Source organism: Bacillus sp. 11C (assembly GCF_055486375.1).
The window spans coordinates 158815-185427 of sequence record NZ_JBUPVZ010000003.1; the positions used below are offsets into that span (position 1 = coordinate 158815).

28 protein-coding genes, 1 pseudogene and 2 riboswitches are annotated in these 26613 nt (G+C 42.9%); of the genes and pseudogenes, 4 read left to right on the forward strand and 25 right to left on the reverse strand.

The features are described from left to right. Window positions 1-62: 62 nt before the first annotated feature. Window positions 63-198: riboswitch (FMN riboswitch) on the reverse strand. A gap of 206 nt (window positions 199-404) precedes the next feature. Continuing rightward, window positions 405-1982 carry a phosphoglycerate dehydrogenase gene (gene serA, locus ACY3LV_RS05750; RefSeq protein ID WP_148961456.1) on the forward strand — a complete coding sequence of 526 codons (1578 nt, stop codon included), beginning with the start codon at window positions 405-407 and terminating at the stop codon, window positions 1980-1982. A gap of 42 nt (window positions 1983-2024) precedes the next feature. On the opposite strand, the gene aroD is transcribed toward serA, so the two are convergent. From aroD to scpA, 15 genes are all read right to left on the reverse strand, one after another. Next, window positions 2025-2792: a type I 3-dehydroquinate dehydratase gene (gene aroD / locus ACY3LV_RS05755; RefSeq protein WP_464863514.1), complete on the reverse strand. Its 768-nt coding sequence runs from the start codon at window positions 2790-2792 to the stop codon at window positions 2025-2027. Between the two features lie 109 nt (window positions 2793-2901). Then, complete coding sequence (locus ACY3LV_RS05760) at window positions 2902-4008, reverse strand: sigma-X negative effector (protein ID WP_333561895.1); 1107 nt, start codon at window positions 4006-4008, stop codon at window positions 2902-2904. Further along, entirely contained in the window at window positions 3944-4528 is a 585-nt protein-coding gene (gene sigX / locus ACY3LV_RS05765) for an RNA polymerase sigma factor SigX (RefSeq protein ID WP_148961453.1), read from the reverse strand. Before sigX ends, ACY3LV_RS05760 begins: the two co-directional genes overlap by 65 nt. Before the next feature lie 192 nt (window positions 4529-4720). Further along, complete coding sequence (resE, locus tag ACY3LV_RS05770; RefSeq protein WP_333516941.1) at window positions 4721-6502, reverse strand: sensor histidine kinase ResE; 1782 nt, start codon at window positions 6500-6502, stop codon at window positions 4721-4723. Then, a complete protein-coding gene (gene resD / locus ACY3LV_RS05775) occupies window positions 6499-7221 on the reverse strand; it encodes a DNA-binding response regulator ResD (protein ID WP_148961451.1) in 723 nt (240 codons plus the stop codon). The genes resE and resD overlap by 4 nt, the downstream gene beginning before the upstream one ends. 80 nt (window positions 7222-7301) lie before the next feature. Then, the gene (gene resC / locus ACY3LV_RS05780; protein ID WP_464863515.1) at window positions 7302-8477 is read right to left on the reverse strand and encodes a cytochrome c biogenesis protein ResC; all 1176 of its coding nucleotides are present in this window, start codon (window positions 8475-8477) and stop codon (window positions 7302-7304) included. 37 nt (window positions 8478-8514) lie between these two features. Then, window positions 8515-10125 carry a cytochrome c biogenesis protein ResB gene (gene resB, locus ACY3LV_RS05785; RefSeq protein ID WP_464863516.1) on the reverse strand — a complete coding sequence of 537 codons (1611 nt, stop codon included), beginning with the start codon at window positions 10123-10125 and terminating at the stop codon, window positions 8515-8517. Further along, entirely contained in the window at window positions 10122-10661 is a 540-nt protein-coding gene (gene resA, locus ACY3LV_RS05790; RefSeq protein ID WP_087990577.1) for a thiol-disulfide oxidoreductase ResA, read from the reverse strand. Before resA ends, resB begins: the two co-directional genes overlap by 4 nt. Before the next feature lie 94 nt (window positions 10662-10755). Next, window positions 10756-11490 (reverse strand): 23S rRNA pseudouridine(2605) synthase RluB, encoded by a 735-nt coding sequence (gene rluB / locus ACY3LV_RS05795; RefSeq protein WP_087990578.1) that lies wholly within the window; start codon window positions 11488-11490, stop codon window positions 10756-10758. Between the two features lie 91 nt (window positions 11491-11581). Beyond that, a complete protein-coding gene (gene spmB, locus ACY3LV_RS05800) occupies window positions 11582-12118 on the reverse strand; it encodes a spore maturation protein SpmB (protein ID WP_087990579.1) in 537 nt (178 codons plus the stop codon). Window positions 12119-12122: 4 nt separating this feature from the next. Continuing rightward, entirely contained in the window at window positions 12123-12713 is a 591-nt protein-coding gene (gene spmA / locus ACY3LV_RS05805; RefSeq protein WP_024121904.1) for a spore maturation protein SpmA, read from the reverse strand. Continuing rightward, window positions 12701-13849, reverse strand: coding sequence for a D-alanyl-D-alanine carboxypeptidase family protein (locus tag ACY3LV_RS05810; protein ID WP_464863517.1), 1149 nt, complete (start codon window positions 13847-13849; stop codon window positions 12701-12703). Before ACY3LV_RS05810 ends, spmA begins: the two co-directional genes overlap by 13 nt. Window positions 13850-13972: 123 nt before the next feature. Then, a complete protein-coding gene (locus ACY3LV_RS05815; RefSeq protein ID WP_464863518.1) occupies window positions 13973-14512 on the reverse strand; it encodes a YpuI family protein in 540 nt (179 codons plus the stop codon). Between the two features lie 55 nt (window positions 14513-14567). Further along, a complete protein-coding gene (gene scpB / locus ACY3LV_RS05820) occupies window positions 14568-15161 on the reverse strand; it encodes an SMC-Scp complex subunit ScpB (protein ID WP_148961447.1) in 594 nt (197 codons plus the stop codon). Next, window positions 15151-15906, reverse strand: a complete 756-nt coding sequence (gene scpA, locus ACY3LV_RS05825; protein ID WP_148961446.1) for a segregation/condensation protein A — start codon at window positions 15904-15906, stop codon at window positions 15151-15153. The genes scpB and scpA overlap by 11 nt, the downstream gene beginning before the upstream one ends. Window positions 15907-16173: 267 nt before the next feature. On the opposite strand from scpA, the gene ACY3LV_RS05830 reads away from it, so the two are divergent. Continuing rightward, window positions 16174-16698 (forward strand): DUF309 domain-containing protein, encoded by a 525-nt coding sequence (locus ACY3LV_RS05830; RefSeq protein ID WP_148961445.1) that lies wholly within the window; start codon window positions 16174-16176, stop codon window positions 16696-16698. 13 nt (window positions 16699-16711) lie between these two features. Here the strand turns inward: ACY3LV_RS05830 and ribT are convergent, their stop codons facing one another. The 8 genes from ribT to ACY3LV_RS05870 form a co-directional block, all read right to left on the reverse strand. After that, window positions 16712-17086 carry a GNAT family N-acetyltransferase RibT gene (gene ribT, locus ACY3LV_RS05835; protein WP_148961444.1) on the reverse strand — a complete coding sequence of 125 codons (375 nt, stop codon included), beginning with the start codon at window positions 17084-17086 and terminating at the stop codon, window positions 16712-16714. Window positions 17087-17199: 113 nt separating this feature from the next. Further along, window positions 17200-17664 (reverse strand): 6,7-dimethyl-8-ribityllumazine synthase, encoded by a 465-nt coding sequence (ribH, locus tag ACY3LV_RS05840; protein ID WP_003223915.1) that lies wholly within the window; start codon window positions 17662-17664, stop codon window positions 17200-17202. Window positions 17665-17696: 32 nt separating this feature from the next. Beyond that, a complete protein-coding gene (locus ACY3LV_RS05845; RefSeq protein ID WP_333561890.1) occupies window positions 17697-18893 on the reverse strand; it encodes a bifunctional 3,4-dihydroxy-2-butanone-4-phosphate synthase/GTP cyclohydrolase II in 1197 nt (398 codons plus the stop codon). A 14-nt stretch (window positions 18894-18907) separates the two neighbouring features. Then, window positions 18908-19555 (reverse strand): riboflavin synthase subunit alpha, encoded by a 648-nt coding sequence (gene ribE / locus ACY3LV_RS05850; RefSeq protein WP_148961442.1) that lies wholly within the window; start codon window positions 19553-19555, stop codon window positions 18908-18910. Between the two features lie 10 nt (window positions 19556-19565). After that, window positions 19566-20651, reverse strand: coding sequence for a bifunctional diaminohydroxyphosphoribosylaminopyrimidine deaminase/5-amino-6-(5-phosphoribosylamino)uracil reductase RibD (gene ribD, locus ACY3LV_RS05855; protein ID WP_464863519.1), 1086 nt, complete (start codon window positions 20649-20651; stop codon window positions 19566-19568). A 131-nt stretch (window positions 20652-20782) separates the two neighbouring features. After that, window positions 20783-20927: riboswitch (FMN riboswitch) on the reverse strand. 119 nt (window positions 20928-21046) lie between these two features. Next, window positions 21047-21391, reverse strand: a complete 345-nt coding sequence (locus ACY3LV_RS05860; RefSeq protein WP_148961440.1) for a hypothetical protein — start codon at window positions 21389-21391, stop codon at window positions 21047-21049. Window positions 21392-21623: 232 nt separating this feature from the next. Further along, on the reverse strand, window positions 21624-22175 hold the full coding sequence (gene sipS, locus ACY3LV_RS05865; RefSeq protein ID WP_464863520.1) for a signal peptidase I sipS: 552 nt from the start codon (window positions 22173-22175) through the stop codon (window positions 21624-21626). Window positions 22176-22722: 547 nt separating this feature from the next. Further along, window positions 22723-22929: a zinc ribbon domain-containing protein gene (locus tag ACY3LV_RS05870; protein ID WP_003223929.1), complete on the reverse strand. Its 207-nt coding sequence runs from the start codon at window positions 22927-22929 to the stop codon at window positions 22723-22725. A 314-nt stretch (window positions 22930-23243) separates the two neighbouring features. On the opposite strand from ACY3LV_RS05870, the pseudogene ACY3LV_RS05875 reads away from it, so the two are divergent. Continuing rightward, window positions 23244-23451: pseudogene (locus ACY3LV_RS05875) on the forward strand (spore germination protein). Window positions 23452-23606: 155 nt separating this feature from the next. Here ACY3LV_RS05875 and ACY3LV_RS05880 read toward each other — a convergent pair. Next, the gene (locus tag ACY3LV_RS05880; protein ID WP_087990809.1) at window positions 23607-24038 is read right to left on the reverse strand and encodes a peptidylprolyl isomerase; all 432 of its coding nucleotides are present in this window, start codon (window positions 24036-24038) and stop codon (window positions 23607-23609) included. A 257-nt stretch (window positions 24039-24295) separates the two neighbouring features. Here ACY3LV_RS05880 and ACY3LV_RS05885 point away from each other — a divergent pair, with 257 nt between their 5' ends. Continuing rightward, on the forward strand, window positions 24296-25168 hold the full coding sequence (locus tag ACY3LV_RS05885) for a DUF1002 domain-containing protein (RefSeq protein WP_148961438.1): 873 nt from the start codon (window positions 24296-24298) through the stop codon (window positions 25166-25168). A 30-nt stretch (window positions 25169-25198) separates the two neighbouring features. On the opposite strand, the gene lysA is transcribed toward ACY3LV_RS05885, so the two are convergent. Further along, window positions 25199-26518 (reverse strand): diaminopimelate decarboxylase, encoded by a 1320-nt coding sequence (lysA, locus tag ACY3LV_RS05890; protein ID WP_333561887.1) that lies wholly within the window; start codon window positions 26516-26518, stop codon window positions 25199-25201. Window positions 26519-26613 lie beyond the last annotated feature (95 nt).

Here is a 26613-nt window from a genome sequence, read left to right on the forward strand (position 1 = left end):
GTTTCGAAAATTAGGCTAGGCAAAGAAACGTTTGAGAAATAAATTTCAAAACGCTTATGAACCTCCATCTTCTCCCATCCAGACTGTACTGTCGGCTCCGGAATCTCACCGAATCCTGCTGTAAAAAACAGCTCGCGGGCTTAGAGCCATCGGCTCATCACCGCCGGTAGGGAATTTCACCCTGCCCCGAAGATTGATCATATGAATTTAGTTCCATTATAAACGATAACTTGTTGCCTGTATAGAGAATTGCTTCAAATTATAAATAATACCCAAAAGCTGTGAAAACATTGATTTTCAAGCTTTCCTTTTACCCTTTACTGCGTCAATACACGTTGACACTCTATTGAGAATATGTTAAATTATCAGATATTTAGTTTGTCAATTTAGGAGGAAATCTAACGATGTTTCGAGTATTGGTCTCAGACAAAATGAGCAACGACGGCTTACAGCCACTTATTGAATCAGACTTTATTGAAATCGTTCAAAAAAACGCAGCAGATGCAGAGGATGAGTTACATACTTTTGATGCTCTTTTGGTGCGAAGCGCAACAAAAGTAACAGAAGACCTTTTCAACAAAATGACTTCTTTAAAAATTGTCGGAAGAGCCGGTGTCGGTGTAGATAATATCGATATTGACGAGGCGACTAAACACGGCGTCATCGTAATTAACGCTCCAAACGGCAACACCATTTCGACAGCTGAGCATACATTTGCGATGATCTCTTCTTTAATGAGACACATTCCTCAGGCTAATATCTCCGTGAAATCCAGAGAGTGGAACCGCACGGCTTATGTCGGTTCAGAGCTTTACGGGAAAACGCTTGGGATTGTTGGATTAGGCCGAATTGGAAGCGAAATCGCACAACGTGCGAGAGCGTTCGGTATGACCGTTCACGTTTTTGATCCTTTCTTAACTGAAGATAGAGCGAAAAAAATCGGTGTAAACAGCCGTACATTTGAAGAAGTGCTTGAAAGCGCGGATATTATTACTGTTCACACGCCTTTAACAAAAGAAACAAAAGGCTTGTTGAATAAAGAAACGATTGCAAAAACGAAAAAAGGTGTTCGCTTAATTAACTGCGCGCGAGGCGGTATTATCGATGAAGCTGCACTTCTCGAAGCTTTGGAAAGCGGGCATGTTGCCGGAGCGGCGCTTGACGTTTTTGAAGTTGAACCGCCTGTTGACAATAAACTCGTTGATCATCCATTAGTCATTGCAACTCCTCACTTGGGAGCATCGACTAAAGAAGCACAGCTGAATGTCGCGGCTCAAGTGTCAGAAGAAGTTCTGCAGTTCGCAAAAGGTCTTCCTGTCATGTCAGCTATCAACCTGCCAGCCATGACAAAAGATGAATTCGCTAAGATTAAGCCTTACCATCAAATCGCAGGAAAAATTGGCAGCCTAGTATCCCAATGCATGAAAGAGCCGGTACAGGATGTTGCCATTCAGTATGAAGGCACAATTGCTAAACTTGAAACATCGTTCATTACAAAAAGCCTTCTGTCAGGCTTTTTAAAACCGCGCGTTGACTCAACTGTTAACGAAGTCAATGCCGGCGGTGTCGCAAAAGAACGCGGCATCAGCTTCAGTGAAAAAATTTCCTCTTCTGAATCTGGATACGATAACTGCATCAGCGTAAAAGTAACGGGAGACCGCAGCACCTTTACTGTGACGGCTACGTATATCCCTCATTTCGGAGAACGTATTGTCGAGATCAACGGCTTTAATATCGATTTTTATCCGACAGGTCACTTGGTATATATCCAGCATCAGGATACAACAGGTGTCATCGGCCGAGTAGGACGTATTCTCGGAGATAACGATATTAACATTGCAACCATGCAGGTTGGCCGTAAAGAAAAAGGCGGAGAAGCCATCATGATGCTTTCCTTTGACAGACATTTGGAAGATAAAATCGTGAAAGAACTAACAGAAGTTCCCGATATTGTATCTGTTAAGCTCATTGATCTTCCATAAATCAAAAAAACTCAAGCTGTATAGCTTGAGTTTTTTATTGTTTTATTTTCGTATGTTTTTGTGCAAAATGTCTAAGACACTCCTCAGCTCAGAAACAGGTATTTGACCAGGTGCCGAGGCCTCTTCTCCGGCGCCAAAAGTACAAGCTGATCCAAAAACCTCGCCGCTCAGTCTGCTGATCAGTCCTGTTGCAGCCATGGACATTGTAATGATTGGACCGTTTGCATATTTTGTTTTCATTGTATACGTTGCATCAAGCAGCGTTAAGAGATCTCCTGTATCATTCGGCATGACAGCCATTTTTGGAATATGCGCCCCTAAATCCTGCATTTTTCGAAGTCTCGAAAGAATTTCATCTTTCGCAGGCGTTTTCTCAAAATCATGATTTGACATCACCACATAGACATTATGTTCTTCTGCCAGCGATACTAACGCTTTCACATTTGCATCTTCTGAAAATAATTCAATGTCAATAAGATCGATGTCTTTTGTCTTGACTGCCGCTTCCAGCAAGGCAATATATGAGCTTTCATCCATTTCCATGCTGCCGCCTTCTTTATGGGTTCTGAAGGTGAATAGAAACAGCTTGTCAGCTAAAGACTCCCGAAGCTTAGAAATCATCTGTGTGACAGCTTCTCTGTCGTTTGCTTTTTCAAATACGTCGACTCGCCACTCCACAATGTCCGGATCCAGTAATTTTACAGCTTCTGCTTCGTTCAAAATTTGTTTTTCTGTTTTTCCCATCAACGGAATGATGATTTTCGGCATCCCTTCTCCGATGGAAACTCCTTTGATTGTTAACACGTTCACTCATCTCAAATCCTTTCAATCGTTACCTTGTTTTATTATACACGCACAACTATTTTTTGAAAATTTCTATTATATGAAAGGCAACTAAAAAAGACCCTGAGGGCCACTTTTAGTTTAAAGAGATCGGGTTTGGAGCAGCAGGTACCGGAATAGCACCTGATACGTCATACCTGCCGATTTTTTTTGTTCTGGTTTCCGTAAAGGTCACCTTTGTAAAACCAAATTCCTTTGCTGTTAAAAGAAGTCCTTCAAGCATTAAGATACCAGCAATAGAATCGTCAACTTCTGAGTCTTTTGAGAAGTGGATATATAAGTGTTTCTTTTTCTTCGTTACAGATTTGACAGCTCCCGCTTGAAAAAGAGGTGTTGTTTCTTGTTGGTTGCTCGATTCCATTTCCTTAATCGCTTCTTTTACCGTATCAAATGTTTTTTCTGATGGTACGAGAAAGTCTTGTCCTTGTTTATTTCGGTACAAGTAGTAGGCTCTTTTCGACTGTTTGGGAATCGAAATTTCCGTAAAAGTGCCATATGAGCCAATACGGATGCCACTATCGTTTTGATCCGATAAAAATTTGATTTTTTCATAAGGACTCCATTTTAAAGATTCTTTCAGCAATTTTTTTAACAGTGTATCATCTTTTACAGAAAAAGCCTGAACCGGCTGATGGACTCGTATACTTAATTCCTTCTGGTTTGGTTTTTCCTTTACCTCTATTTCATCTATGAAGGATGGGATCGTAATGGCATGATCCAAAATACCCAGTTCACTGCTTTCAAACAACATCTCCTGTATCGTTTGGTCTTCGTTTGTTTTTTTGATGCTGAGAGGTATAATTGCGGATGTTTCGGCATCAGCAATCGCTACAGTGATGTAATTGTTCTGTTCCTTTTCAGAAACAACATACGATGTCTGATCCAGGGATGATGCAGCCTTTGGGCTGTCTGCTGTCTCAGTTTTCGTCACAGCGTTCTCTTGGGACGCTTCTTTTTGTTGAGGTTGTGCCTGATCAAAGAATTGAGGAGAAATAATGAAGGCGATATAAACCGCAATTGCAGTGGCACACGCGGGGCCAATCCACCTAACAGCTGGCTTTTTTTTGATTTTTGCCATCGTCAGCCGCTTGTAAATATCTTGGGGCGAACGATGGTCTTTAACTGCCGGAAGTTGACTTAACAACTCCTTTATCTGCTCTTCGTTCCAATCTGACTTCATCATCCATTAGCTCCTCCCTCAAAAGCTCCATATGTTTCCGAAGTACTTTGAGCCCTCTGTGTTGGGTCGTTTTGACTTTGCTTTCCGAGAAGCGCAGAGCATTGGCTGTTTCCTGTATTGAATATCCCTGAATAAACCGCAAGATAATCACAGCTCTTTGATCGATCGTACATTGATCAAGCGCAGCATAAATCTCCCGGACGTTTTCATGTTGAACCGCAAGTTCATCCGGAAGCAATTGCTGATCTCTGACATCCTGTGTATCCCAATCAAATGTGCCGAGTATACGCTGTCTGATCGTCTGCTGTTTACGGAACCAGTCTATCGCAACATGGCGCGCGACAGACAAAAGCCATGTTTTTTCACTGCTTCTTCCTTCAAACGTATGATAAGAATGTAATACCCGGATATAAACCTCCTGAAGAAGATCTTCAGCCTGATTTTTATCCTTTACCATATAAAATAAAAACTGGTACAAATCTTGATGATAAGTATCATATAACAATTGAAAGGTTTCTTCCATTTGAAACCCCTCCGTTCACTTTTTTGTCGTATTAATAGCTTGAAAAGTTACATTACAACTATATTACGAGAAACTGGAATTTGGAAGGGAATTTATATTAACATATCCTTAAATTTTATTAATATTGGCTTTTAAAAAAACACCCGCTAAGGTCAGCGGGTGTTTCTTATGGAACAAGATTCTTCGGCAAATTCAGACTCGATTTTGTGGTTTTGTCGGAATATAAAATGTAAATGTCGTTCCTTTATCCATTCGGCTGTGCACCGTAATTGACCCGTTGTGGGCCTCCACGATATTTTTAACAATAGCCAGCCCTAGTCCGGTTCCTGCTCTGCCTCTTGTCCTCGCTTTATCTGCCTTATAGAACCGCTCAAAGATAAAAGGGAGATCTTCTTCCGGTATACCGGATCCAGAGTCTTTGATATCGATTTTCAATCCATCCTTCACAGAATGGACTTCAATAGAAACACTGCCGCCGGATGAAGTATGCCGCAGCGCGTTATCGACCAAATTGGTAAATACCTGCTCCATCTTGTCTTCATCAAACATAAATTCCTCTTCTATGAGAGAAACGTCTTGATGTAAAGCAATATTTTTTTCTTTAGCAACGCCGGAAAATTTCCGGATGATCTTGTCTAAAAATTCATTAACATTGATTTTTTCATAATGCAAGCCTGTATGGCCTGATTCCATTCGGGCTAAATCAAGCAGATCGTTGACTAAGCGGCCCATTCGCAGCGATTCGTCATAAATGATTTGAGCAATTTCTTTTCGGTCTTCTTCAGAGCTTGCAATGTCATCGACAATCGCTTCACTGTATCCCTGAAGCATGGAAATCGGTGTTCTCAACTCATGACTGACATTTGCGATAAAATCCTCACGCAGTTTATCAAGGCGGCGTTCTTCCGTCATATCGCGCAGCACGGCAACCGCTCCTCTGACATGCGCTTCCGCATAAAGCGGCGACATCAAAAGCACCCATGATCTGCCCTGCAGCGTCATTTCTATCATTTGTTCTTTTTCAGTGCTGACAGCGTTTTGGAACAGCTCTTTTGCTTCAGGCGGAAGGTTATCCCCTTCTTTAATATTCATGTTCTGCTCATAATACCAAGCTTGAAGAAAACGTTCAGCCGGCGGGTTTGTCACAAGAATCGTACCGTCAATATTAATGGTAATAACCCCATCAGCCATACTGCTCAAAATATTAGAAAGCTGTTCTTTTTCTTGATTGAGCGCATTAATATGAAAGTTAAGCTGCCGCCCCATTTGATTAAAAGCAGTTGCCAGTTCACCGATTTCATCCTGAGTTAAAATTGGGATTTTTGTATCGAACTTGCCCTTTGCCAAGTCCTGTGCGCCCTCTCTCATTTTTCGAAGCGGATACGTGACCCTGCTTGATAAGAAGAAAGCAAAAAACGTGGTCAGTACAATCGCAATCCCCGCGGCCAGAAAAATATAGCGGGTCGTGTGTTTTGTTGTATCTTTAACGGCAAGCAAAGACTGGGATAAAAAGACCATGCCTTTCTTTCCGTCTTTTTCATACGGGACACCTACAATCAGACGCTCATTATCCGTGTCTGTGTCGCTCAGCCCCGTTCGTTTGCTTACTTTTTTATGATCTTGGAGAGCTTCATTTAAGTCATTGTCATGCTGTATTTGCTCAACCGTAATAGACGACAGGCGATTTTTATCATTCGGAGAATACCAATACTGTTTCTCATCTTGAATGATTGCAATGCTTGTTAAGTTATCAGCGAGCTCCCAAGTGATTGATCTTGCCAGCGCCTGGTCCTCGTGATTTTCTAAGATGACAGCAACTTTATTCGCAAGCTGTGTTAAATCATTCTCGGCTTCTTCCACATGGTAATTTTCAATAAACTCCAACAAAAGAACCGTTAAAATAAATAATACGATCAAAACGAGTGAAAGGATCGTAAACCACAGCTTGCCTACTACGCTTTTCCAAAATTTCATTCAGCGCCTACCTCAAATTTATAGCCTACACCCCATACGGTGACAATTTTTTTCGCAGCTTCCGGGGATACCTTGTTCAGCTTCTCTCTCAGGCGTTTAACATGAGTGTCCACTGTCCGCAGATCACCAAAAAACTCATATTGCCACACTTCTTTGAGAAGCTTTTCCCGATCATACACTTTGTCAGGAGTTTTCGCTAAGAAGTGTAGGAGCTCATACTCTTTCGGCGTCAGGCTTACTTCTGTTCCATCAGCCGTTACGCGGTGGGCATCATGGTCAATGGACAGATGTGAAAACACGAGCACATTTTTCGTCGGTGTATTGGCGTTGATATAAGAGGTTTGGGATGCTCTTCTCAAAAGGGCCTTTACCCGCAGCACGACTTCTCTAGGGCTGAACGGCTTGACAATATAATCATCTGTTCCCGCTTCAAACCCCTGCACCCGATTTGTTTCTTCTCCTTTTGCGGTCAGCATGATGATTGGTGTCGCTTTTTTTTCCCGAAGTTGCCGGCACACTTCAATTCCATCAGTCCCCGGCATCATCAGATCAAGCAAAATCAAGTCATAATTGGCTTCAAGTCCTTTGGCAATGGCTTCATCACCATTTTCCGCTTCGTCTATGACATAATTTTCACGTTCCAGATACATTCTTAAAAGGCGGCGAATTCTGGCTTCGTCATCAACTACTAATATTTTGGTTTCGTTCGTTTGGTCCATCGTTTTCCCCCTGCTTTCCTTCTGTTACTTTCATTTTTCAAATCGTGAGAAAGTTTGAGAACTGTGTCGCTTTCTTAGGACTAAGCATAAGAATGAAGTCCGGCAAGCACTAGATTTACGAATATTAAATTAAACATAATAATAGCAAAACCGATTACGGCCAGCCATGCTGACTTCTCACCGTGCCAGCCTCTTGACAGTCTTAAATGCAAATACGCGGCATAAAACAAAAAGGTGATCAGCGCCCATACTTCCTTCGGGTCCCAGCCCCAAAATCTGGTCCACGCGAGCTGAGCCCAAATCATTGCAAAGATCAGCGCGCCGAGCGTAAAGATCGGAAACCCGATTGATACGGCCCTGTACCCAACCTCATCCACCAGATCAAGATTGACGTTTTTCACAAGCGGATGTAAAAGGGCACTGATTCTTTGTCTGATAATCAGACGAAGCGCGCCGTACAAAACCAGCCCTGCGACAAATGACCAAATGACAGTGTTCACCTTTCTGCCTGAGAAAAGAGCAGGAAGCTCAACAAGCGGCTCCATTTTCTCCTCGGTCAAAAGCTCTCCCTGATGCGGGCCGACAAGCGCAGGCATTTCGTACACCATCACGCTTTTTTCCTTATTTTTATCCACCCAGTTGAACTCCGCCTCATAGCCTGCAAGACGAAATGCTGATGTGATCAAAATAAAAGCGACGGTTGTGACAAGGATAAACATAATCGCTTCAAGCCAGAAGGTTTTTTTGCTGCGTTTTGTCTGGTCTACATGCTTCAAAAGAAAGATGACACCTGCGACAAAGCTGATGGCAAGTATAGCTTGCCCAAGCGCGGCCGTTGTTACGTGAATATACAGCCAATTGCTCTGCAGGGACGGAATTAATGGCGAGATATCCGTCGGAAACATGCTGGCGTATGCAATCAGCAATAAAGCGATTGACAGCGTAAACAAGCCTAATGAAGGCAATCTGTAGATAAAATAAAGAATAATAAACGCTAAAACGAGCATCATGCCAAACGCGGTGGTGAATTCAAACATATTGCTGACAGGCGCATGGCCGCTGGCAGCCCACCTTGTGCTGAAATATCCAAGGTGGCAAAGAAAACCGATAATAGAAAGAGTGATTCCAATGTTGGCCCATCGGTTTGGCTTGCCCTTTTGATCTTTATTTCCTCGTATGGCCCCGCCGAAAATCGGGACAGCGATTAAATACACAAGAAAGGCCGCATAAAGAAAATTTCCGCTCAGCTCTGCCATGTCATCACTCCCTTTTCGCCTATTTCTGTGTTTTGATTCATTCTTTTTGGTCCGCCGGTTCAGTCAGTCCGGAATCAGCCAATACAAATGCTAAATCCTTCTTCAGGCCATACCAGTTTTTATTGGTATGCGCCGCCACCATAACTGACCCGTCCTGTGAGCGCAGCCAGATTCTTCGGTGCTGCCAATACATTCCTTGAATGACACCGATCATAAAAATAGCTCCGCCGACGGCAAGCACCCAAAGTGTCAGATCCTTTCTGACTGTAAGTCCGGTAATGCTTTTCGTTTCGACATGGTCAAATTTCAGCTTGTATTTGTTGCTGCCGGAGCCTTCGATTGTTTCTTGGATGGCGACAAAGCTCTTTTCGCCCTTCGGTTTGTCCGGTGTTATGACATTAAAGACAAAAGCCGGATTGTTAGGGATCTTTGTTTTCGTGCTCGGTTCCCCGTCCTGATTAAAATAGAAGTCGGGCAGGTAGCTGGCGATTTCTATTTTGTAACCGTTGCCAAGATCATAAACCGAATTTGGATCCAAAAGGTTGATCTTCATGCTCCCAAAGGATTTTTTTGTTTTTTTGTCTATAAGCTGAAACACCATTTGATCAAGCTGATTCTCTTTATAATCCACCTGGTAAACGGAAAAAGAATCAAAACGAAGCGGCTGATTGACACGGATATCCTCTTCTGATATTTTTTTCAGTTTTGGCTTCTCACCGTAAACAATTTTTCCTTCTCTCTTGTAGAGTACGGCATCTGTTTGAAAGTTCTTTGCCACTTTCCCGTCCCCGACTCTGTCAATGGCATCTGCGAATACCTTTTTTTCCGTTTTACTGTTATAGGTCTCTACGCTGAATTGATTGTTTTTTAAATAATATTTACCGTCTGTTCCCGGTATTGCCGCGGTCTCGCCTTCTCTGACCCAAAGCGTCTCATCAACGTACATGCCAGGCACAAATCTCAGCATCGCACCAATCAGAAAGATAATCAATCCAATGTGGTTGACATACGGGCCCCAGCGGGAAAAACGCCCTTTTTCGGCAAGAATGCTTCCCTCTTTTTCTCTGATTCTATAATGCTTTTTCTTTAAGAGAGCTACAACCTTTTCTTTTACTTCCCCATCCAATCCAGTATCCGTTTCACTGAACAAGCGCTGCCTTCTTAAAAAAGCAGGACTCCTTTTGACACCTTGTTTCTTTAACGCCCTGTACAACGGAATGACCCGATCGAGGCTGCAAATCACGAGTGAAATGCCGATCGAGGCGATAAGCAGCAAATACCACCAAGAACCATATAAATGATGAAATCCGAGCAAATAATAAAGCTGACCAAATGTGCCGTACTGCTCTTTGTAATAGGTGTCAGCCTGTGCGCCCGGAGGCAAATAGGCTTCTTGGGGAAAAATGGTGCCGAACGCTGATGCAGCAAGGGTTATCATGATCAGCCAGATTCCAACCTTAACCGATGAAAAGAAATTCCAAATTTTATCAATAATCGTTTTGTTATAAGTTTGTGAACGCCTTGCGCTTCCGTCATATCTCATATCAGCAAGCGGAGGCTGAGTGACTTGGAGAGCTCTTCCGCACGATTCACATAGAACGGTTCCGACCGGGTTTACATGTCCGCATTCACATTTGACTTGCTTCATCCCGAAGTCTCTCCGGGTTTTATCAGATTCATATAATCATGGATCATGCTTTCTGTCATAGTGCCGGTCACCACCTTGACAACTTTTCCTTCCGGATTGATTAAAAAGGTTGTCGGAAGCGGAGATACGTCATAGGCATCAAGCACTTGGCGATCTGTATCCAGAACAACCGGAAAATTGACTCCGTAGGATTTCATAAAATTATGTACTGCTATCTTTGACTCCCCTACATTTACCGCGACAACTTCAATACCTTTGTCTTTAAAATGCTTATATTGGTTCGCCATATAAGGAAATTCTTTTTTGCACGGTTCACACCATGTGCCCCAGAAATTCAAAAAAACACCTTTCCCTTTTAAATCACTGAGCTCGATACGCTTCCCATTCGTATCTTCAAGGACAAAATTCGGTGCGTCGGACCCTTCGGATATGCTCTCTTTGCCGGCAAATACAGCATTGTAAATCGTATAGCCAAGCGCGCAGATTAAAACGAGAAGGATGCCGGTCCGAATGAATAAACGCCTTTTTTTCTTCATTGTCCACTGCCCCCTTCCCCCTATTGCAGATCCATTCAATTATATCATTGCACATTCATTTCACATTTCTTACTTTTTGAAGGTTATGTGAAATTTAGAAAGCGTTTTTACCGTGCTCCGCCAGCGCTCTGAGTCTTTTGACTTCATGCGGCGTAAGTTCTCTGGCATCTCCCGTGTGCAAGCCTCGCAGGTTTAAAAACGCGTATTCTTCGCGCTTCAGCTTGATTACCTCATGCCCGATCGCTTCGAACATGCGGCGCACCTGTCTGTTGCGTCCTTCATGAATTGTCAGCTGAATAATGCTTGTTTGCTTTTTCTTATCCAAAGACAGAAGCTTCGCTTTAGCAGGCGCCGTTTTGCCTTCTTCCAGCATAATTCCGCGCTCCATCTTTCTGAGCAGCTCTTTAGGCGGAATGCCTTTCACCTTCGCCACGTATGTTTTGTCTATTTCATATTTAGGATGCATCAGCTTATTGGCAAACTCGCCGTCATTGGTTAAAAGCAAAAGACCGCTCGTATCATAATCCAAACGCCCGATCGGATAAATGCGCTGCGGGACTTCTTTAAAAAAGTCCGTCACGACTTTGCGTCCTTTGTCATCTTGGGCTGCAGAAATAACGCCTCTTGGTTTATATAAGAGAAAGTAAACCGGCTCTTCGCGTTCAACCTTTAACCCGTTTACCTCAACCTGATCAGAGCCGGTGACCTTAACACCAAGCTCTGTTACTACTTTGCCGTTCACCTTTACTTTTCCTTCTTTAATCAGCTCTTCTGCCTTTCTGCGCGATGCAAATCCGGCATGAGCAATCACTTTTTGCAGTCTTTCCATGTCTTTCACCTCAAGTATTATCTTACTTTTTTCGACCTGAACAAACAAGCTTTTTCAGACTGTATGCGCCCAATCTAAAAAAACGCCGTTTTCAGGCGCCCCCAAATAATAACGTAACGATGATGATAGATGCAACTACACCGATTAAATCAGCAAGAAGTCCCACCTTTAATGCATCACCCATTTTTTTAATGCCGACTGCCCCGAAGTACACAGTCAGCACATAAAGCGTTGTATCCGTTGACCCCTGCATAACGGATGCCAGTCTGCCGATGAAGGAGTCCGGCCCGTACACTGCAATTATATCGGTTGTCATACCGAGTGCAGCCGTACCGGAGATCGGGCGGATCAGGGCAAGCGGAACCACCTCAGCGGGTATACCGATAGCGGAGAAAACCGGTTTTAAAAGGTCCATTATAAAATCAAGCGCGCCTGATGATCTGAAAACAGTAATGGCGACAAGCATTCCGACTAAGTAGGGGATAATGGAAAAGGCGATCTCTATCCCTTCTTTTCCGCCTTCTACAAATGATTCATATGTGGGAACCTTTTTGATTGTTCCATAAAGAAGAATGCCGGCAATAATGATCGGAATCATGGCTAAAGACAGCCAATTAATGATTTCCATCCGCTCACCTTCCCTTCTTTTTGCGGCGGTAATAAAAATACCTGTCAATGATAATGGCGCCGATTCCAGAAATGAGGGTCGCCAAAATACTTGGTCCGACAATATCTGTCGGTGTTTTGGAGGAATAAGCCATTCGGACAGCGATTACGGTTGTCGGAATGAGAGTGATGCAGGACGTATTGACAGCTAAAAAAGTAATCATCGACCGGCTTGCTTCCGATCGGTTTCCATTCAGCTTTTTCATTTGCTCCATTGCTTTAATGCCCAGCGGAGTTGCCGCATTCCCAAGGCCGAAGAAGTTCGCCATGAGATTAGATAAAATGTAGCCCATCGCCGGGTGATCCGGAGGGATATCCGGGAACAGCTTAGATATAAAAGGCCTGCACATCCGGCTGAAAATATCCAAAAGCCCTGACTGCTCGGCTATTTTCATTAAGCCAAGCCAGAAAACAAGCACGCTCATCAGCCCGAATGAGATCGTAACGGCTTCCTTTGCCCCCTTAAACACAGCTTCATTTACATCTTGCAAGGTTCCGTTGCACATCGCAAAAACAAGTCCGATCACAGTTAAGCTGACCCATATTATATTGACCATTTTGCCCCGCCAGCCGCATTCAGAAAGATTGATTTGAACGTTTCAAAAAATTGTTTCTTCGGTTTTTGATTTCGTTCATTTTCATAATAGATCGGCACATTTGCTATGGTTTCATCGTTAAACATGATCTTCATGTGCCCTACGATGTCGGGAATCTTTGAGGCATCTTTTTCCCATGCTTTTTTCGGTTTAAGCAGCGTGGTTTGAATGTTGACTTCTTCTTTTTCCTCTTCAGTCAGCAAATAGGTGATGTCCCGTTTAATAAAAGCCTTAGATTCATAAAATGTGCCATTCAGCTTTGGAATGTCCCCTTTTTTCGCGATTAAATAGGTTTGATAATGATTAAACACATAGTTAAACATTTTCATATGATCATCCCAATCGTCAGGATCATTGATGGTCACGGCTATCAGGTCAATGCCATCTTTTGTGGCTGTTGAGACCAGTGTCCGTTTTGCAAGTTTTGTATAGCCTGTTTTTCCTCCTGTGCTGTATCGATATAACATCGTCAGCAGTTTATTTTTGTTTTTCCAAACACTTTCCATCGTTTCTGCTTTGTAGACTTTTGTGCCTGAAATTTTTTGATAGTCTTTCAGCTTCATAGCGTATTTGGTTAAAATGGCCATATCAAAGGCTGTTGAATAATGGTTTTTGTGGTCGTCCAATCCGTGCGGGTTTTGAAAACGAGTATTCTCCATGCCAAGCTGCTCGGCTTTTTGATTCATCATATAAACAAATCCATCGAGACTTCCGCCGACATGTTCAGCAATCGCAACAGCGGCGTCGTTTCCTGATCTCAGCATGAGGCCGTACACAAGATCTTTTAGTTTCACTTTTTGGCCTTCTGTTAAATAAATGGCAGAGCCTTCTGTTCTGACAGCATTTGCCGAAACCGTCACCGTTTCATCCATTTTGCCGGATTCGATGGCGAGAACAGCCGTCATGATTTTTGTGATGCTTGCAATCCGCCTTTTTTCATGCTCGCTCTTGGCAAATAACACTCTGCCTGACGCTCCATCAATGACAATCGCACTTTTTGCACTGACATCTATAGCAGCATGTGCTGTGTTCACATTTACATTTGCAAAAAGAAAAGAAATCATAACCATGAATACTGCTTTTTTGAAAATGCGCATGTTTGCTCACGTCCTTGTGGTGGTTTGTACAAGTTTATGCGCATGTCCACCAGTTATGAATACCAATTATAGATCTGCAGGCAAACATAAAAAAAACTCCCCCTGAAAAAGGGAGAGTAAACGTTATCTGATTGGCGCCATGCTTGATCCGGACGCTTCGTAATGAGCCAGCTCTTCTCTCATTCTCAGAAAGGCTGCGCTCAGCGGCAATAATAATTGCTCAAGCGACGCAGGAACAGCATGGTAAAACTCAATTGCGCTGACCCCGGTATAAGACGCCCGGCTATTTTCACACCACGTGTCCTTTTTCGGCATAAAGAACTCTTCAATGCATTGGTGATACACCTTGTAAAGTGTTTTTCCCGCTCTGGCTTCTTGAAAAGGCTCCTGCATCAGGAGACGGCGGCACGCTTCTGCGCCTCCTTCACAATATACTGTCATTCTTCTCAGAGTGCTCAGCACATCACAGCAGTATCCTTTCTCAATAGGCAATTCAGCCTGCAAGGACGCAAGCGTTGTTTTGTTTAGGTAATCGTTAACAGTATTGACAACCATTGATAAGAATTCGCCTGTTTTTTGAGTCTGCGCTCGCACAATCGAATGTCCCATTTCGTTTGGTATCTTCCCCTCATGTCTTTGTCTCTCACATTTTGCTTCTTTCATAATAGCTTCTTTCCTTATATCTTATGATGATGAAAAAGCGCGATTCATTAAACTTCTATTTTATATCTTCGAAGGTTTGGTTAAAGTTTTCAAAAAATAAATCTGCTTCTTCTTGAAGAACGTCTTCTTCCGCATTTTCAGGCAGCGGCGGAAGCTCGTCCAGCGTTTTCAAACCGAATTGTTCAAGAAAAGTCGGCGTGGTGCCGTATAATATGGCCCGTCCCGGACCGTCAGCCCGTCCAACTTCACACAATAAAGCCTTCGCGACGAGGCTATGTAAAATCCGCTCTGATTTCACGCCTCTGATTTCTTCAATTTCTGCTCTGGTAATCGGCTGTTTATAAGAAACAATGGCCAGCACTTCTAATGAAGCTTGAGAAAGGCCCTTTGACGGCACTTCTATTAGTTTTTTCAAATACGGCGCAAAGGCTTTTTTGGTAGAGAGCATGTACGTATCTGCATATGTAATAAGTTCAATGCCCCTTGCATCCCCGCGGTATTCGTCAGCCACCTCGGCCATGATAGTATTCAGTTCAGGCTCTTCGATTTCAAGCACTGTTAACAGCTGCTTTTTTGTGAGCCCTTCATCGCCTGCCGCATAAAGAAGGGCTTCCACTATAGCTTTCCAATTCACGATATTAAGCCCCATGAATGGATTCACTCCCCGTAATGTAAATATCTGAAAAATTGTGCTCCTGTTCAATGAGAATCCGCTGATTCTTCATCAGCTCGAGAACAGCTAGAAAAGTTACAACCAAATGGTCTTTTTGCTCATACGGAAACAGCTCCATAAAGTTGATTCTCGTTCCTCTTGATTTCAGGCTGTGCACGATTTCGTTCATTCTGTCTTCGATTGGTATTTCTTGTCTGGTAATTGTTGTTTCCATCGGTTTTGTTATTTTTTTGCGTTTCAGCACTTTTTGAAAAGCCCCGATCATGTCATAGACCGTGACTGAGAGCTTTTGCTCAGACTGTTTGACTTCTTTTGCATATTCACTCAAATCACTCGGCGGTTTCGTGAACGATTTTTGTCTTTCTTCTTCCCGTTCTTTTAAATCCTTCGCCGCATCTTTATATTTTCTATACTCAATCAGCTTTTCAATCAGTTCCTCCCGCGGATCCTCTTCTTCAAGTAATTCATCTTCAAAAAGCTCCTCCTCTTGCTTCGGGAGCAGCATTCTGCTTTTAATGCTGAGCAGCGTGGCAGCCATGACCAAATACTCACTGGCCATATCGAGCTCAAGCACACGCATCGTATGTACATATAATAAATATTGTTCAGTGATCTTCGCCACAGGGATATCATATATGTCAATTTCAAGACGATTGATTAAATGAAGCAGCAGGTCCAATGGGCCCTCAAACGTATCAATTTTCACTTGATATTCTTCCATCATCTCACCATTTTCAAGTATCACTCTCATTGCCGGATAAACTGGCTATCCTTTAGTATAAGGCACCAAAAAGCTCTCGTCCAATACTATTTCATTTCCTGTTTTGAAGCTATTTGTAAAGAATATTCAAAACAATAAAGGAGTTGCAAGAAATGCCCCCGCGGCGGTTTCCCTTTCAATAGTCGTGATAAACAAAGACAGGGCTGAGCGTTTTTTTCTTTTATTCTTCCTATGTTACACTGAAAGCAGATTAAAGGAGGAAGCATCGTGTACCCGAAAGCTTATATCGATTATCTCGTTGAATTTCACGCAACACGGGATTATTTTGAATGCCATGAAATATTAGAAGAATATTGGAAGGAAGATCCTCCAAATCAACGAAAAATGTATTGGGTCGGCTTTATTCAGCTTGCGGTTGCTTTGTATCATCATAGAAGGCAGAATACAGCCGGCGCCAAACGACTGATGGCGAACAGCATCCGGATTCTTCAAGCCGAAAAACAAGCTGTTGAAGACTTGGGACTTGATCATAGCCGTTTACTCGAGCTTATGCAGTCGGTTTACGAACAAATCGAAATGGGATCTTCCTATAAAAGCATCATGCTGCCGATCAAAGATGAGAAGCTGGAGGAAACATGCCGCATTGAATGTCAAAAAACAGAGTACACATGGGGGCAGCCCAGCACAATCACCGACATATTTCTTATTGACAAGCACCGTTTGCGGGATCGGACTGAGGTCATCCTTGAGCGTGAAAAAGAGATAGAACGGAGAAAAAAAAGCAGAGGCTGATGACAGCCTCTGCTTAATTATTGTATGAAATGTCTTGATCCTGCTGACCTTGACAACGTTCGAAAAAGCTCTGCGTTAATTCATTCGGAACCAGTATCTGCGTTTTGAATAAATGCTTTAAAGCATCCATCATCTGTTTTCCGATTCCTTGATGGCGATGAGAAGGATTCACACTGATATGCCGGATTTCAACCTCGGAATCCTTTTTTTCGACTCCGATTGCTCCGACGATATCCTCGTCCTCTTTCCAAAGAAAGAGCTGGCGGTCTGTATCCGTTTCGTAGTCCTTAATTGTCTGCTGAAGCTGCTTAAGGTCTTTTTCATTCGGCATGAACGAAAGAAGCCCCATCGCAATCTTTTCAAACGATTTTTTATAACGAATTAACATAAAAACCCCTCTATATCCAAAATGTCCAGTCTGGCTATTAACGGATACGAATAGGTGATCCGTTTTCTCACATTATATCATTTTCGCCATATTTTTAAACTGTTTTCAACAAATTATTCAAATGAGCGGTTTAAATTTGCCATTTCTATGGCAGAAACAGCGCAATCTACACCTTTGTTGCCTGCTTTCGTGCCGGCACGCTCAATTGCCTGCTCAATGTTTTCAGTGGTGACAATGCCAAAGATGACAGGTACGCCTGTCGTGTTTGCTGCTTGCGCGATACCTTTTGCAGCTTCATTGCAGACATAATCATAATGTGTTGTCGCACCTCTGATAACAGTGCCCAATGTGATAATCGCGTCATATTTTTTTGTTTCCGCCATTTTTTTTGCGGCAAACGGTATTTCAAATGCGCCTGGAACCCAAGCCACATCAATATCATTTGTGTCTACGCCGTGTCTGAGCAACGCATCTTCTGCACCGCTTAGCAGCTTGCTCGTAATAAAATCATTAAATCTGCCTACTACAATTCCGATTTTAAGACCTGTACCAACTAAGTTTCCTTGTATGATATTCATATGATTCCCATCCTTTTTTGTGATATTTGTGATTAGAAATGAAGCAAATGACCCAGTTTATTCATTTTCGTTTGCAAATATTTTTTATTGTGCTCTTTTGCCTCCATTTGAAGGGGCACTCTTTCTGAAATGCTGAGTCCATAGCCTTCAAGGCCGGCGATTTTTCGCGGATTATTCGTCAGAAGCTTCATATTCCGCACACCGAGATCGCGTAACATTTGTGCCCCGATGCCATAGTTGCGAAGGTCCGGCAAGAATCCAAGCGCTTCGTTGGCTTCTACGGTATCATAGCCTTGTTCCTGAAGCTTATAAGCTTTTAATTTATTGATTAAACCGATGCCTCGGCCTTCTTGGCGCAAATACAAGAGCACTCCCCGCCCTTCAGCGGCAATTTGCGCCAGCGCGGCGTGCAGCTGCGGGCCGCAGTCACAGCGATGAGATCCAAACACGTCACCTGTGAGACATTCAGAATGAACCCGGACCAATACCGGTTCTTCACCGAACGGCACGTCTCCCATCACAAATGCGACATGCTCTTTTCCGTCTACCTCATTTGTGTATCCGTAAACCTTAAATGTACCAAAATCAGTAGGCAGCGTGATGTCTACTTCACGCTCAACAAGTGTTGTCAGGTTGTAACGGTATTGAATCAAATCTTTAATGGTGATCATTTTTAATTGATGCTTTTTCGCAATTTCAATGAGCTCGGGCACTCTTGCCATCGTTCCGTCTTCATTCATAATTTCACAAATGACGCCGGCTCCTTGGGATCCGCAGGCTTCAGCAAGGTCAACAGCAGCTTCTGTATGGCCCGCTCTTTTCAGGACACCTCCTTTTTTCGCAATGAGCGGAAAAATGTGCCCCGGACGCTGAAAATCAGACGGCACGGATTTGCTGTCCAGCAATGCTTGAACGGTAAAAGATCTTTCTTGAGCACTGATACCCGTTTTCGTTTTGCGGTGGTCAATGCTTACCGTAAATGCAGTATGATGAGAATCTGTATTGTGCTCAACCATTGGGTGAAGATCAAGCTTGTCCGCGATTTCCTCACTAAGCGGCGTGCAAATCAGTCCTCTTCCGTGGGTCGCCATAAAGTTAATGACTTCTGGGGTTGCATGCTCGGCAAGAGCCACAAAGTCTCCTTCATTTTCTCTGTCTTCGTCATCTACAACGATGATGACTTCGCCTTTTTTTAAAGCGTCTAGTGCTTCTTCTATTGGATGAAACATGCGAATCTTCCTCTCTAAAAGCCGTTTTCGCTTAAGAAGGCTTTTGTAATGGTTTGTTGGGTCTTACTTTCACTGGCTTTATGCAAAAAACGATACATATATTTTCCGATCATATCGCACTCGATATTCACTGTAGAGCCGATTGTTTTTTCTGAGAAAATCGTTTCGCTGATGGTATGCGGTATTAAAGAAATCGTCACTTTATCTTCCGACAGGCCGAATATGGTCAAGCTCACGCCGTCCACGGTAATGGATCCCTTTAGGACCAATGTTTTTGTTAAAGACGGGTCCATCTTTAAATCATAGTAAACAGCGTTGCTTTTCTCTTCAATTCGTGCAATTTCAGCAGTTCCGTCGACATGTCCGGAGACAAAATGGCCTCCGAATCGGCCGTTTGCCGCCATCGCTCTTTCCAGATTTACTTTGCTTCCTTTTGATAATTCATTCAGTGAGGTGGCTTTGACTGTTTCAGGCATAACATCCACTGTAAATTGATTGTTGGTAAAATCGGTGACAGTCAGACAAATGCCGTTCACCGCAATGCTATCGCCCAGATGAACATCCTCTAGTATTTTTGAGCATTTGATTGTTAAGGCCATTGAATGCCCTGCTTTTTTCATCGATTCGATTGTGCCTGTTTCTTCTATAATTCCTGTAAACATGGTCACCATCCTACTCGTTTATCGGTTTTGCCGTCAGTTTGATATCACGGCCGATTTGGGTTATATCAGTGAATTGCAATAAGGGGACATCTTTCATTGATTGAAAACCTTCACCGGAGATTAAGCTGGGAGCATGCGTTCCTCCGATTAGTTTGGGGGCAAAATAGAAGATGATTTCTTGAAAACAGCCTTCTTGGACAAAGCTTCCGTGAACAGCAGAACCGCCTTCCACATACACAGACATAATGCCTTCTTCTGCAAGGATTTTCAGAACATCAGGAACTTGAATGTGATCTGTTTCAAACGTAAATATGTTCACTCCCAAAGCTGAAAGCCGTTTTTTCTTTCCCTCGTCTGCGCTTGCCGTTGTGAAAATCCATGTCGGCGCTTCCTGATCGCAAATCACTCGGGCGTCCTCAGGAATCGAGAGTCCGGTGTCAAGGATTACCCGAACCGGCTGTTTTGCCACATTCGGCAGCCTGCAGGTTAAGCTCGGATCGTCGGCTTTCACGGTGCCAACTCCGACTAAAATGCTTTGGTTTGTTTTCCTGTATTGCTGAGCATCCTGTCTTGCAGCCTCTGACGTGATCCATTTGCTCTCGCCCGTGCTGGTGGCTGTCTTTCCGTCAAGGCTGGCGGCAGCTTTTAGTGTGACGTAAGGGAGGCCTGTCCTCATGAAGTGCAGGAATTTTTCATTCAGCTTCTCCGCCTGGTCTGCCAAGATGCCTTCCTTTACTTCAATACCGGCTTCTTCAATCATGTTGACTCCTCTTCCAGCCACAAGCGGATTAGGGTCTCTCATCGCCACAAACACTCTTTTGATTCCAGAGTTGATAATCAGCTCTGCACATGGCGGTGTTTTTCCGTAATGGCTGCACGGTTCGAGTGTCACGTAAATATCAGCACTCTTTGCGTGGGAGCCGGCCATATGGATGGCATGAACTTCTGCATGAGCTTCCCCATATTTTAAATGGGCGCCCATTCCGACAATTTGTCCGTCTTTTACCACAACAGCGCCGACGAGCGGATTGGAATCAGTCTGTCCTTCGCCCTGCTTCGCAAGATCTAATGCCAGCTTCATATAATACTCTTCCATTTGTTTCCCTCCCCTCTGTTTATTGATTTACCGTCAAAAAAGCCCCGAATTTATAAAAAATCCGGGGCTTTAGGCATTTTGCGCAATAGGAAATAACACTATGCATTTTTGAACCATTTGCATAGCGGCTCATCATCCTTCTCCCATCCAGACTTTCACTGTCGGCTTCAGCTTAAACTGAATCCACCGCGCGCTGATGCACACGGGTCACGGGCTCTAAAGCGCATTCGCTTTACTACCGCCGGTCGGGATTTCCACCCTGCCCCGAAGGATACAATCTTTATTCATTTGTCCTTATTGGCTATTATAGCGATCCTTCTTAAAGTACGCAATGAAATAAACTTACAATTTGAGAAAACAAAACATCACCCTTCAATACGAAAGGTGATGTTTTGTTAATCATTCACTTTGGCAACTTTAATTAATCCGTCGATCCGCTTTGATTTGCTGAAGTATGCCTTAATCTTGTCGCCTTCTTTTATATCAGACAAATCCTGATTTAATTTTTTTCCGTTGAAGATGATTTTCGTGCCGTTTTCGGCTTCTCCATGATATTCAGAGCCGTCAATTTCCGCCACTTTATATTCCTGAATGGTGTATTCCTCTTCTTCCGAGGACAAGGTTTGTCCAATTGCTGTCGGAACATCCTTCAGCTCAACACCATTTATATACATATAACCGCCTGCAAGTAACAGCAAAAGCACTAACAGAATGGTAATCTTGGTTTTTATTCTTCCCATTTTTAAACCTCCAGCCGATATGAATCTATTCATTCATATGAGTTATTCCACTTTTTCATGAATAAAAAACCGTCATTTCTCGTAAATTATTAATATAACGATGCATAACGGGAATATGTTTCACCTTTCTGCAATTTCTTTTCTATAATTATACGAATTTATGTTCTGGTTTTGGGGGATGAATATAAAAAAGAAATAAAAAAAGCAGCCCCTGTTTGGAAGCTGCTCGATCCTAATTTGTTTTACGCATTTCGTTAAATGGGAAGAAAACAAACTTTGACGTGCCGGCAATTTGTTTTTTTGTGAAGAGGCCAAGCCCGTTTCGGCTGTCCATTGAGTTCCGCCGGTTATCCCCCATCATAAAATACTTGTCATCAGGCACTTTCACCGGGCCGAAATCATCGGTCAAATGTTTACCGTCCTGTTTTGCTCTCTTTTTATTAGCTGCCAAATAAGGCTCGGCCACCTTTTTCCCATTGATATAAAGCTGGTCGTTCTTCATTTCAACCGTATCTCCAGGCAGGCCGATAATCCGCTTGACATAGTGGACATCATCCCCGTTTAGCACGATGATATCCCCTCTCTTAAACTCACCTATGTACTTGACTGTCATATTGACAAATACCCTTTCATGGTCATGAAGGGTAGGCTCCATGGACTCACCGTCAACGACATACGGCGCAAAAATAAAATGGCGGATGAGCAAAGCGAGAACGACAGCAATCACAATTGCTTTTGCCCATTCTAACATTGTTTTTTTCTTCGAAACATTATCTGATTTCAACTGATTTCCTCCAATAAACAACGGTCTTCAAATTTATGTTATCACGAATCGAAAAGAAATCCTATCAGGACCATTGACATGATTTTACACTCTATTAATCTCCATCTTCTACCCAAATCATGCCTATGTTTTTCTTGTCAACCACAACCACCCCTGCATCAAATGTCGCTTGGGAAATTGGAGTCCAGCTGCTTAGTTCAACATAACCGGACTGAACAACAACATCAGCATTTGTATAATACGTAGGGACATCCGCAAAGTAATCAATACAATAATCGCATAATTTAGAAGCGATGGGGCTCGGAAGAAAGAGAGTACTCGTATGCTAAATCTTTAGATCGTATATAAGTCATGAGGTTACATGCAGTCTGTTCATCTGCTGCATTCCATTGATTGCCCAGTCCATGATACCCATAGCGCTTGACAAAATGATTCACGTCATGAAGAGTACTGAAATGGTTGCGGCAGCCTATTTCACAGGTAACATAACCGGCATCCCGTTTTGCTTTCATGATGTGTTTAAATCATTGAAGCTCGAAAACAGGGATCAGCCTCCAAAAAACAAATCCAATATGTTGCCGGCTGTTGAGGATTCTTTATTATAAAACTCTGAATATCCGCAATTCTTGCAGTACACCACTAGAAAACGGTTATGCTGCACGTCAAACAACTTTGATAATCCCGTGCCGGTTGTGGCGATTTCTTTTTGGCCAGCTTCAGTGCTTCCGCATTTTATACAGCCTTTATTGTTCATAACGCCAAACTCCTTTTCATCACATTACGTTTGTTTTTGATTTATTTTAATACAAAATACCATTTTTATGAACGATGTAACTTTAAAGTTTTCTTAATTTTACATATGAACTCCACACAAAAAATCCCATTATGCAAGCTTGAATTGGAAGCGAATACGCATGACTCGCTAAACAAGATGCAATGATTGAAGAATCTATCACCTTTGCACGACATCATATAAAAGATAATTATTTTTACCAATAAGTTTACGCTTAACGCCTCTAGCACTAATACATATAAAAAATAGAATAATATGAAAGGAGACTCGATAGTGTGATTGTTTATCCTATCAATATAAACAACATTTCCGGAAACAGCGTAGTGAACGTAGGCGGCGCTTTTATGATCAGGCCATTAACTGTGTCCAAATCTGTGTCTGGTTCCGGCGGTTCGAATACGGGAATTGTTATTGAAAACAACTTTGTAAGCCAAACTAATTAACCATCAATTTACTGATCAGAACGTGACCAAAATATTTTAATTACATTTCATCATGAAATACTCGCCGCAATGTCTTCACTTCAACCTAATAATGCCTGTTTGTTTTTACCGCCTCCAGCACTCGGGCGGTTTTTTTGGTATATTTTTGCCAAATAAAAAAGCTCCCCCGATACGAGGAAGCCTTTTGCCTGCCAATTAGCCTTCTACGCGAACTTCTTTCATGACGTCGCCGTTAGACATGTTTTTCGCGAATTCTAGTCCGCTTGTTACTTTACCGAATACAGTGTGAACCCCGTTTAAATGAGGCTGTGGCTCATGAACGATGAAAAATTGGCTGCCGCCAGTGTCTTTTCCTGCATGTGCCATAGAAAGCGAACCCGCTTCATGAGTGTGCGGGTTTCCTTCTGTTTCACATTTGATTGTGTATCCAGGACCGCCTGTGCCAGTTCCGTGCGGGCAGCCTCCTTGGCTGACGAAGCCCGGAATCACTCGGTGGAATGTAAGCCCGTCATAGAAGCCTTCGTTCGCAAGCTTTTCAAAGTTTGCGACAGTGCCCGGTGCAGCTTCAGGGTAAAGTTCAAATTCAATTTTGTTGCCGTCTTCTAATAAAAAGTAACCTGTTTTCAATTGTATGCCTACTTTCTTTATTTTAATTTTCAAAGGAGATTATGTATGATAGGTTATAGCCTGTCTCTCCTTGTCGCGGCTATTATACCACACCTTTCGGGGGAAAACGAATCTCCCGGCTTTAGTAAAAAATAAAAATGAAACCTGAATGTCTTTATCTCCGTCTAACCTAACGGAACTGTCTTTTCATCATGATTCAGGTCCTCGCAAAGCAGCTCTATCCAGCTGCTTGTGAAATTGAAGGAGGTCGAACTGCTTTGAAAAAAATATGGATTGGAATGCTGGCAGCGGCCGTTTTGCTGCTGACGGTTCCGAAAGTCAGTCTCGCGGATGCCGCAGTTGGAGATGTCATTGTCACACTGGGTGCTGATTTGTCAGAATCTGATAAACAAAAAGTGCTTAATGAAATGAATGTCCCTGATAATGCCACAACGGTAACGGTGACCAATAAGGAAGAGCATGAATATTTAGGAAAATATATATCGAACGCTCAAATCGGATCAAGAGCGATTTCTTCATCGTCGATAACCATCGCCAAAAAAGGCTCTGGACTGAATGTTGAGACACATCATATCAGCGGCATTACAGATGAAATGTACCTAAATGCGCTGATGACAGCCGGTGTTAAAGATGCGAAGGTGTATGTGACAGCACCGTTTGAGGTATCCGGAACTGCGGCTTTAACCGGATTAATTAAGGCGTATGAAGTTTCTTCTGATGAAGCGATCTCAGAGGATGTTAAGCAAGTAGCCAACCAAGAGCTTGTCACGACATCAAAGCTTGGAGAAAAAATCGGTAACGAAAATGCGGCTGCACTGATTGCAAAAATCAAAGAAGAATTTGCTAAAAACGGTGTGCCTGACAATAAGGCTGACATTGAAAAACAAGTGGACAACGCGGCTTCTGACTTAAACGTCACACTTACAGACAGCCAAAAAGATCAGCTTGTCTCCTTATTCAATAAAATGAAAAATGTTGACATCGACTGGGGACAGGTCGGTGATCAGCTTGATAAAGCGAAAGATAAGATTACGAAATTCATAGAATCAGATGAGGGCAAAAACTTCATCCAGAAAGTTATTGATTTCTTCGTATCTATCTGGAATGCGATTGTTTCTATATTCAAATAAGAAAAAGCGCCGAGAGATTCGGCGCCTTTCTTATTGCTTTACACTCGTTTTAAAGGGCAGGTCAAGTTTGACAACATCCTCGTATGTTTCTCGCTTCACGACTAAATGGGCCTCTCCATTTTCTACAAATACAACGGCAGGTCTCGGGATTCGATTGTAATTGTTGGCCATGCTGTATCCGTATGCGCCTGTACAAAAAACGGCAAGAAGATCGCCTTCTTTTACTTCTGGCAGATCAATATCCCAAATCAGCATATCACCGCTTTCACAGCACTTTCCGGCAATCGATACGGTATTGTCATGCGCTTCTCCGATACGATTGGCTGTCGCTGCTTCATACTTAGCCTGATAAAGTGCAGGACGAATATTGTCGTTCATGCCTCCGTCTACAGCCACATACTGGCGGACGCCCGGCACTTCTTTTTGAGAGCCAACCGTATAAAGGGTTGTGCCAGCATCTCCCACGAGAGAACGTCCCGGTTCGATCCAAATTTCCGGAATGTTAAAACCGTAACGGGCAGCATTTTCTTTCACAGCATCGATAATTTTTTCAACGTATTCAGTAGCGTGAAGCGGTTGATCTTCTTTGGTATAACGGATGCCGAAACCTCCTCCGAGATTCAACACCTTGGATACAAACGAGTATGATTCTCTCCACTCGTCGAGTTTTTTGAAGATTTTTTCCGCTGCTAACACAAAACCGGCCGTATCAAAAATTTGCGAGCCAATATGGCAATGGACACCCAGGAGCTGAATGTGTTCTGATTGTAATACTTGCTCAATCGCCCGTTCAGTTTGTCCGTTATGAAGATCGAAACCAAACTTCGAATCTTCCTGGCCAGTTGTAATGTAGTCATGTGTATGCGCTTCTACTCCGGGCGTGATTCGAAGAAGAACATCGATGGAGTGTCCCGTTTCTTTACATAGGTCTTCCAAAAGCGAAATTTCATAGAAATTATCCACCACAATGCAGCCGATGCGATGCTCAAGTGCCATCCGCAGTTCTTCCCTGCTCTTGTTATTCCCATGAAAGTGAATGCGTTCTGCAGGGAAGCCCGCTGCAACAGCTGTATAAAGCTCTCCACCGGACACGACATCTAAAGAAAGTCCCTCTTCCTCAGCAAGCTGAATCATTGCAACTGATGAGAATGCTTTGCTCGCATATGCCACCTGTGCTTTCAGCCCTGCAGTAATAAATGCCTGCTTAAAGCTTTTAGCACGCTCACGTATTAAAGCCACATCATATACGTAAAGAGGTGTTCCATGTTTTTCCGCTAAATAAAGAGCGTCCACACCTCCGATTTCTAAATGCCCATGTTGATTTTGTCTGCTTGTGCCATGTAAGAACAATGTCATTCCCTCTTTCTTCGCTTATGGGTGAAAAGGACAGTTTTATGGACTGTCCCTTCATAATTAAGACATACATTATCATACTCTTCAGTCAG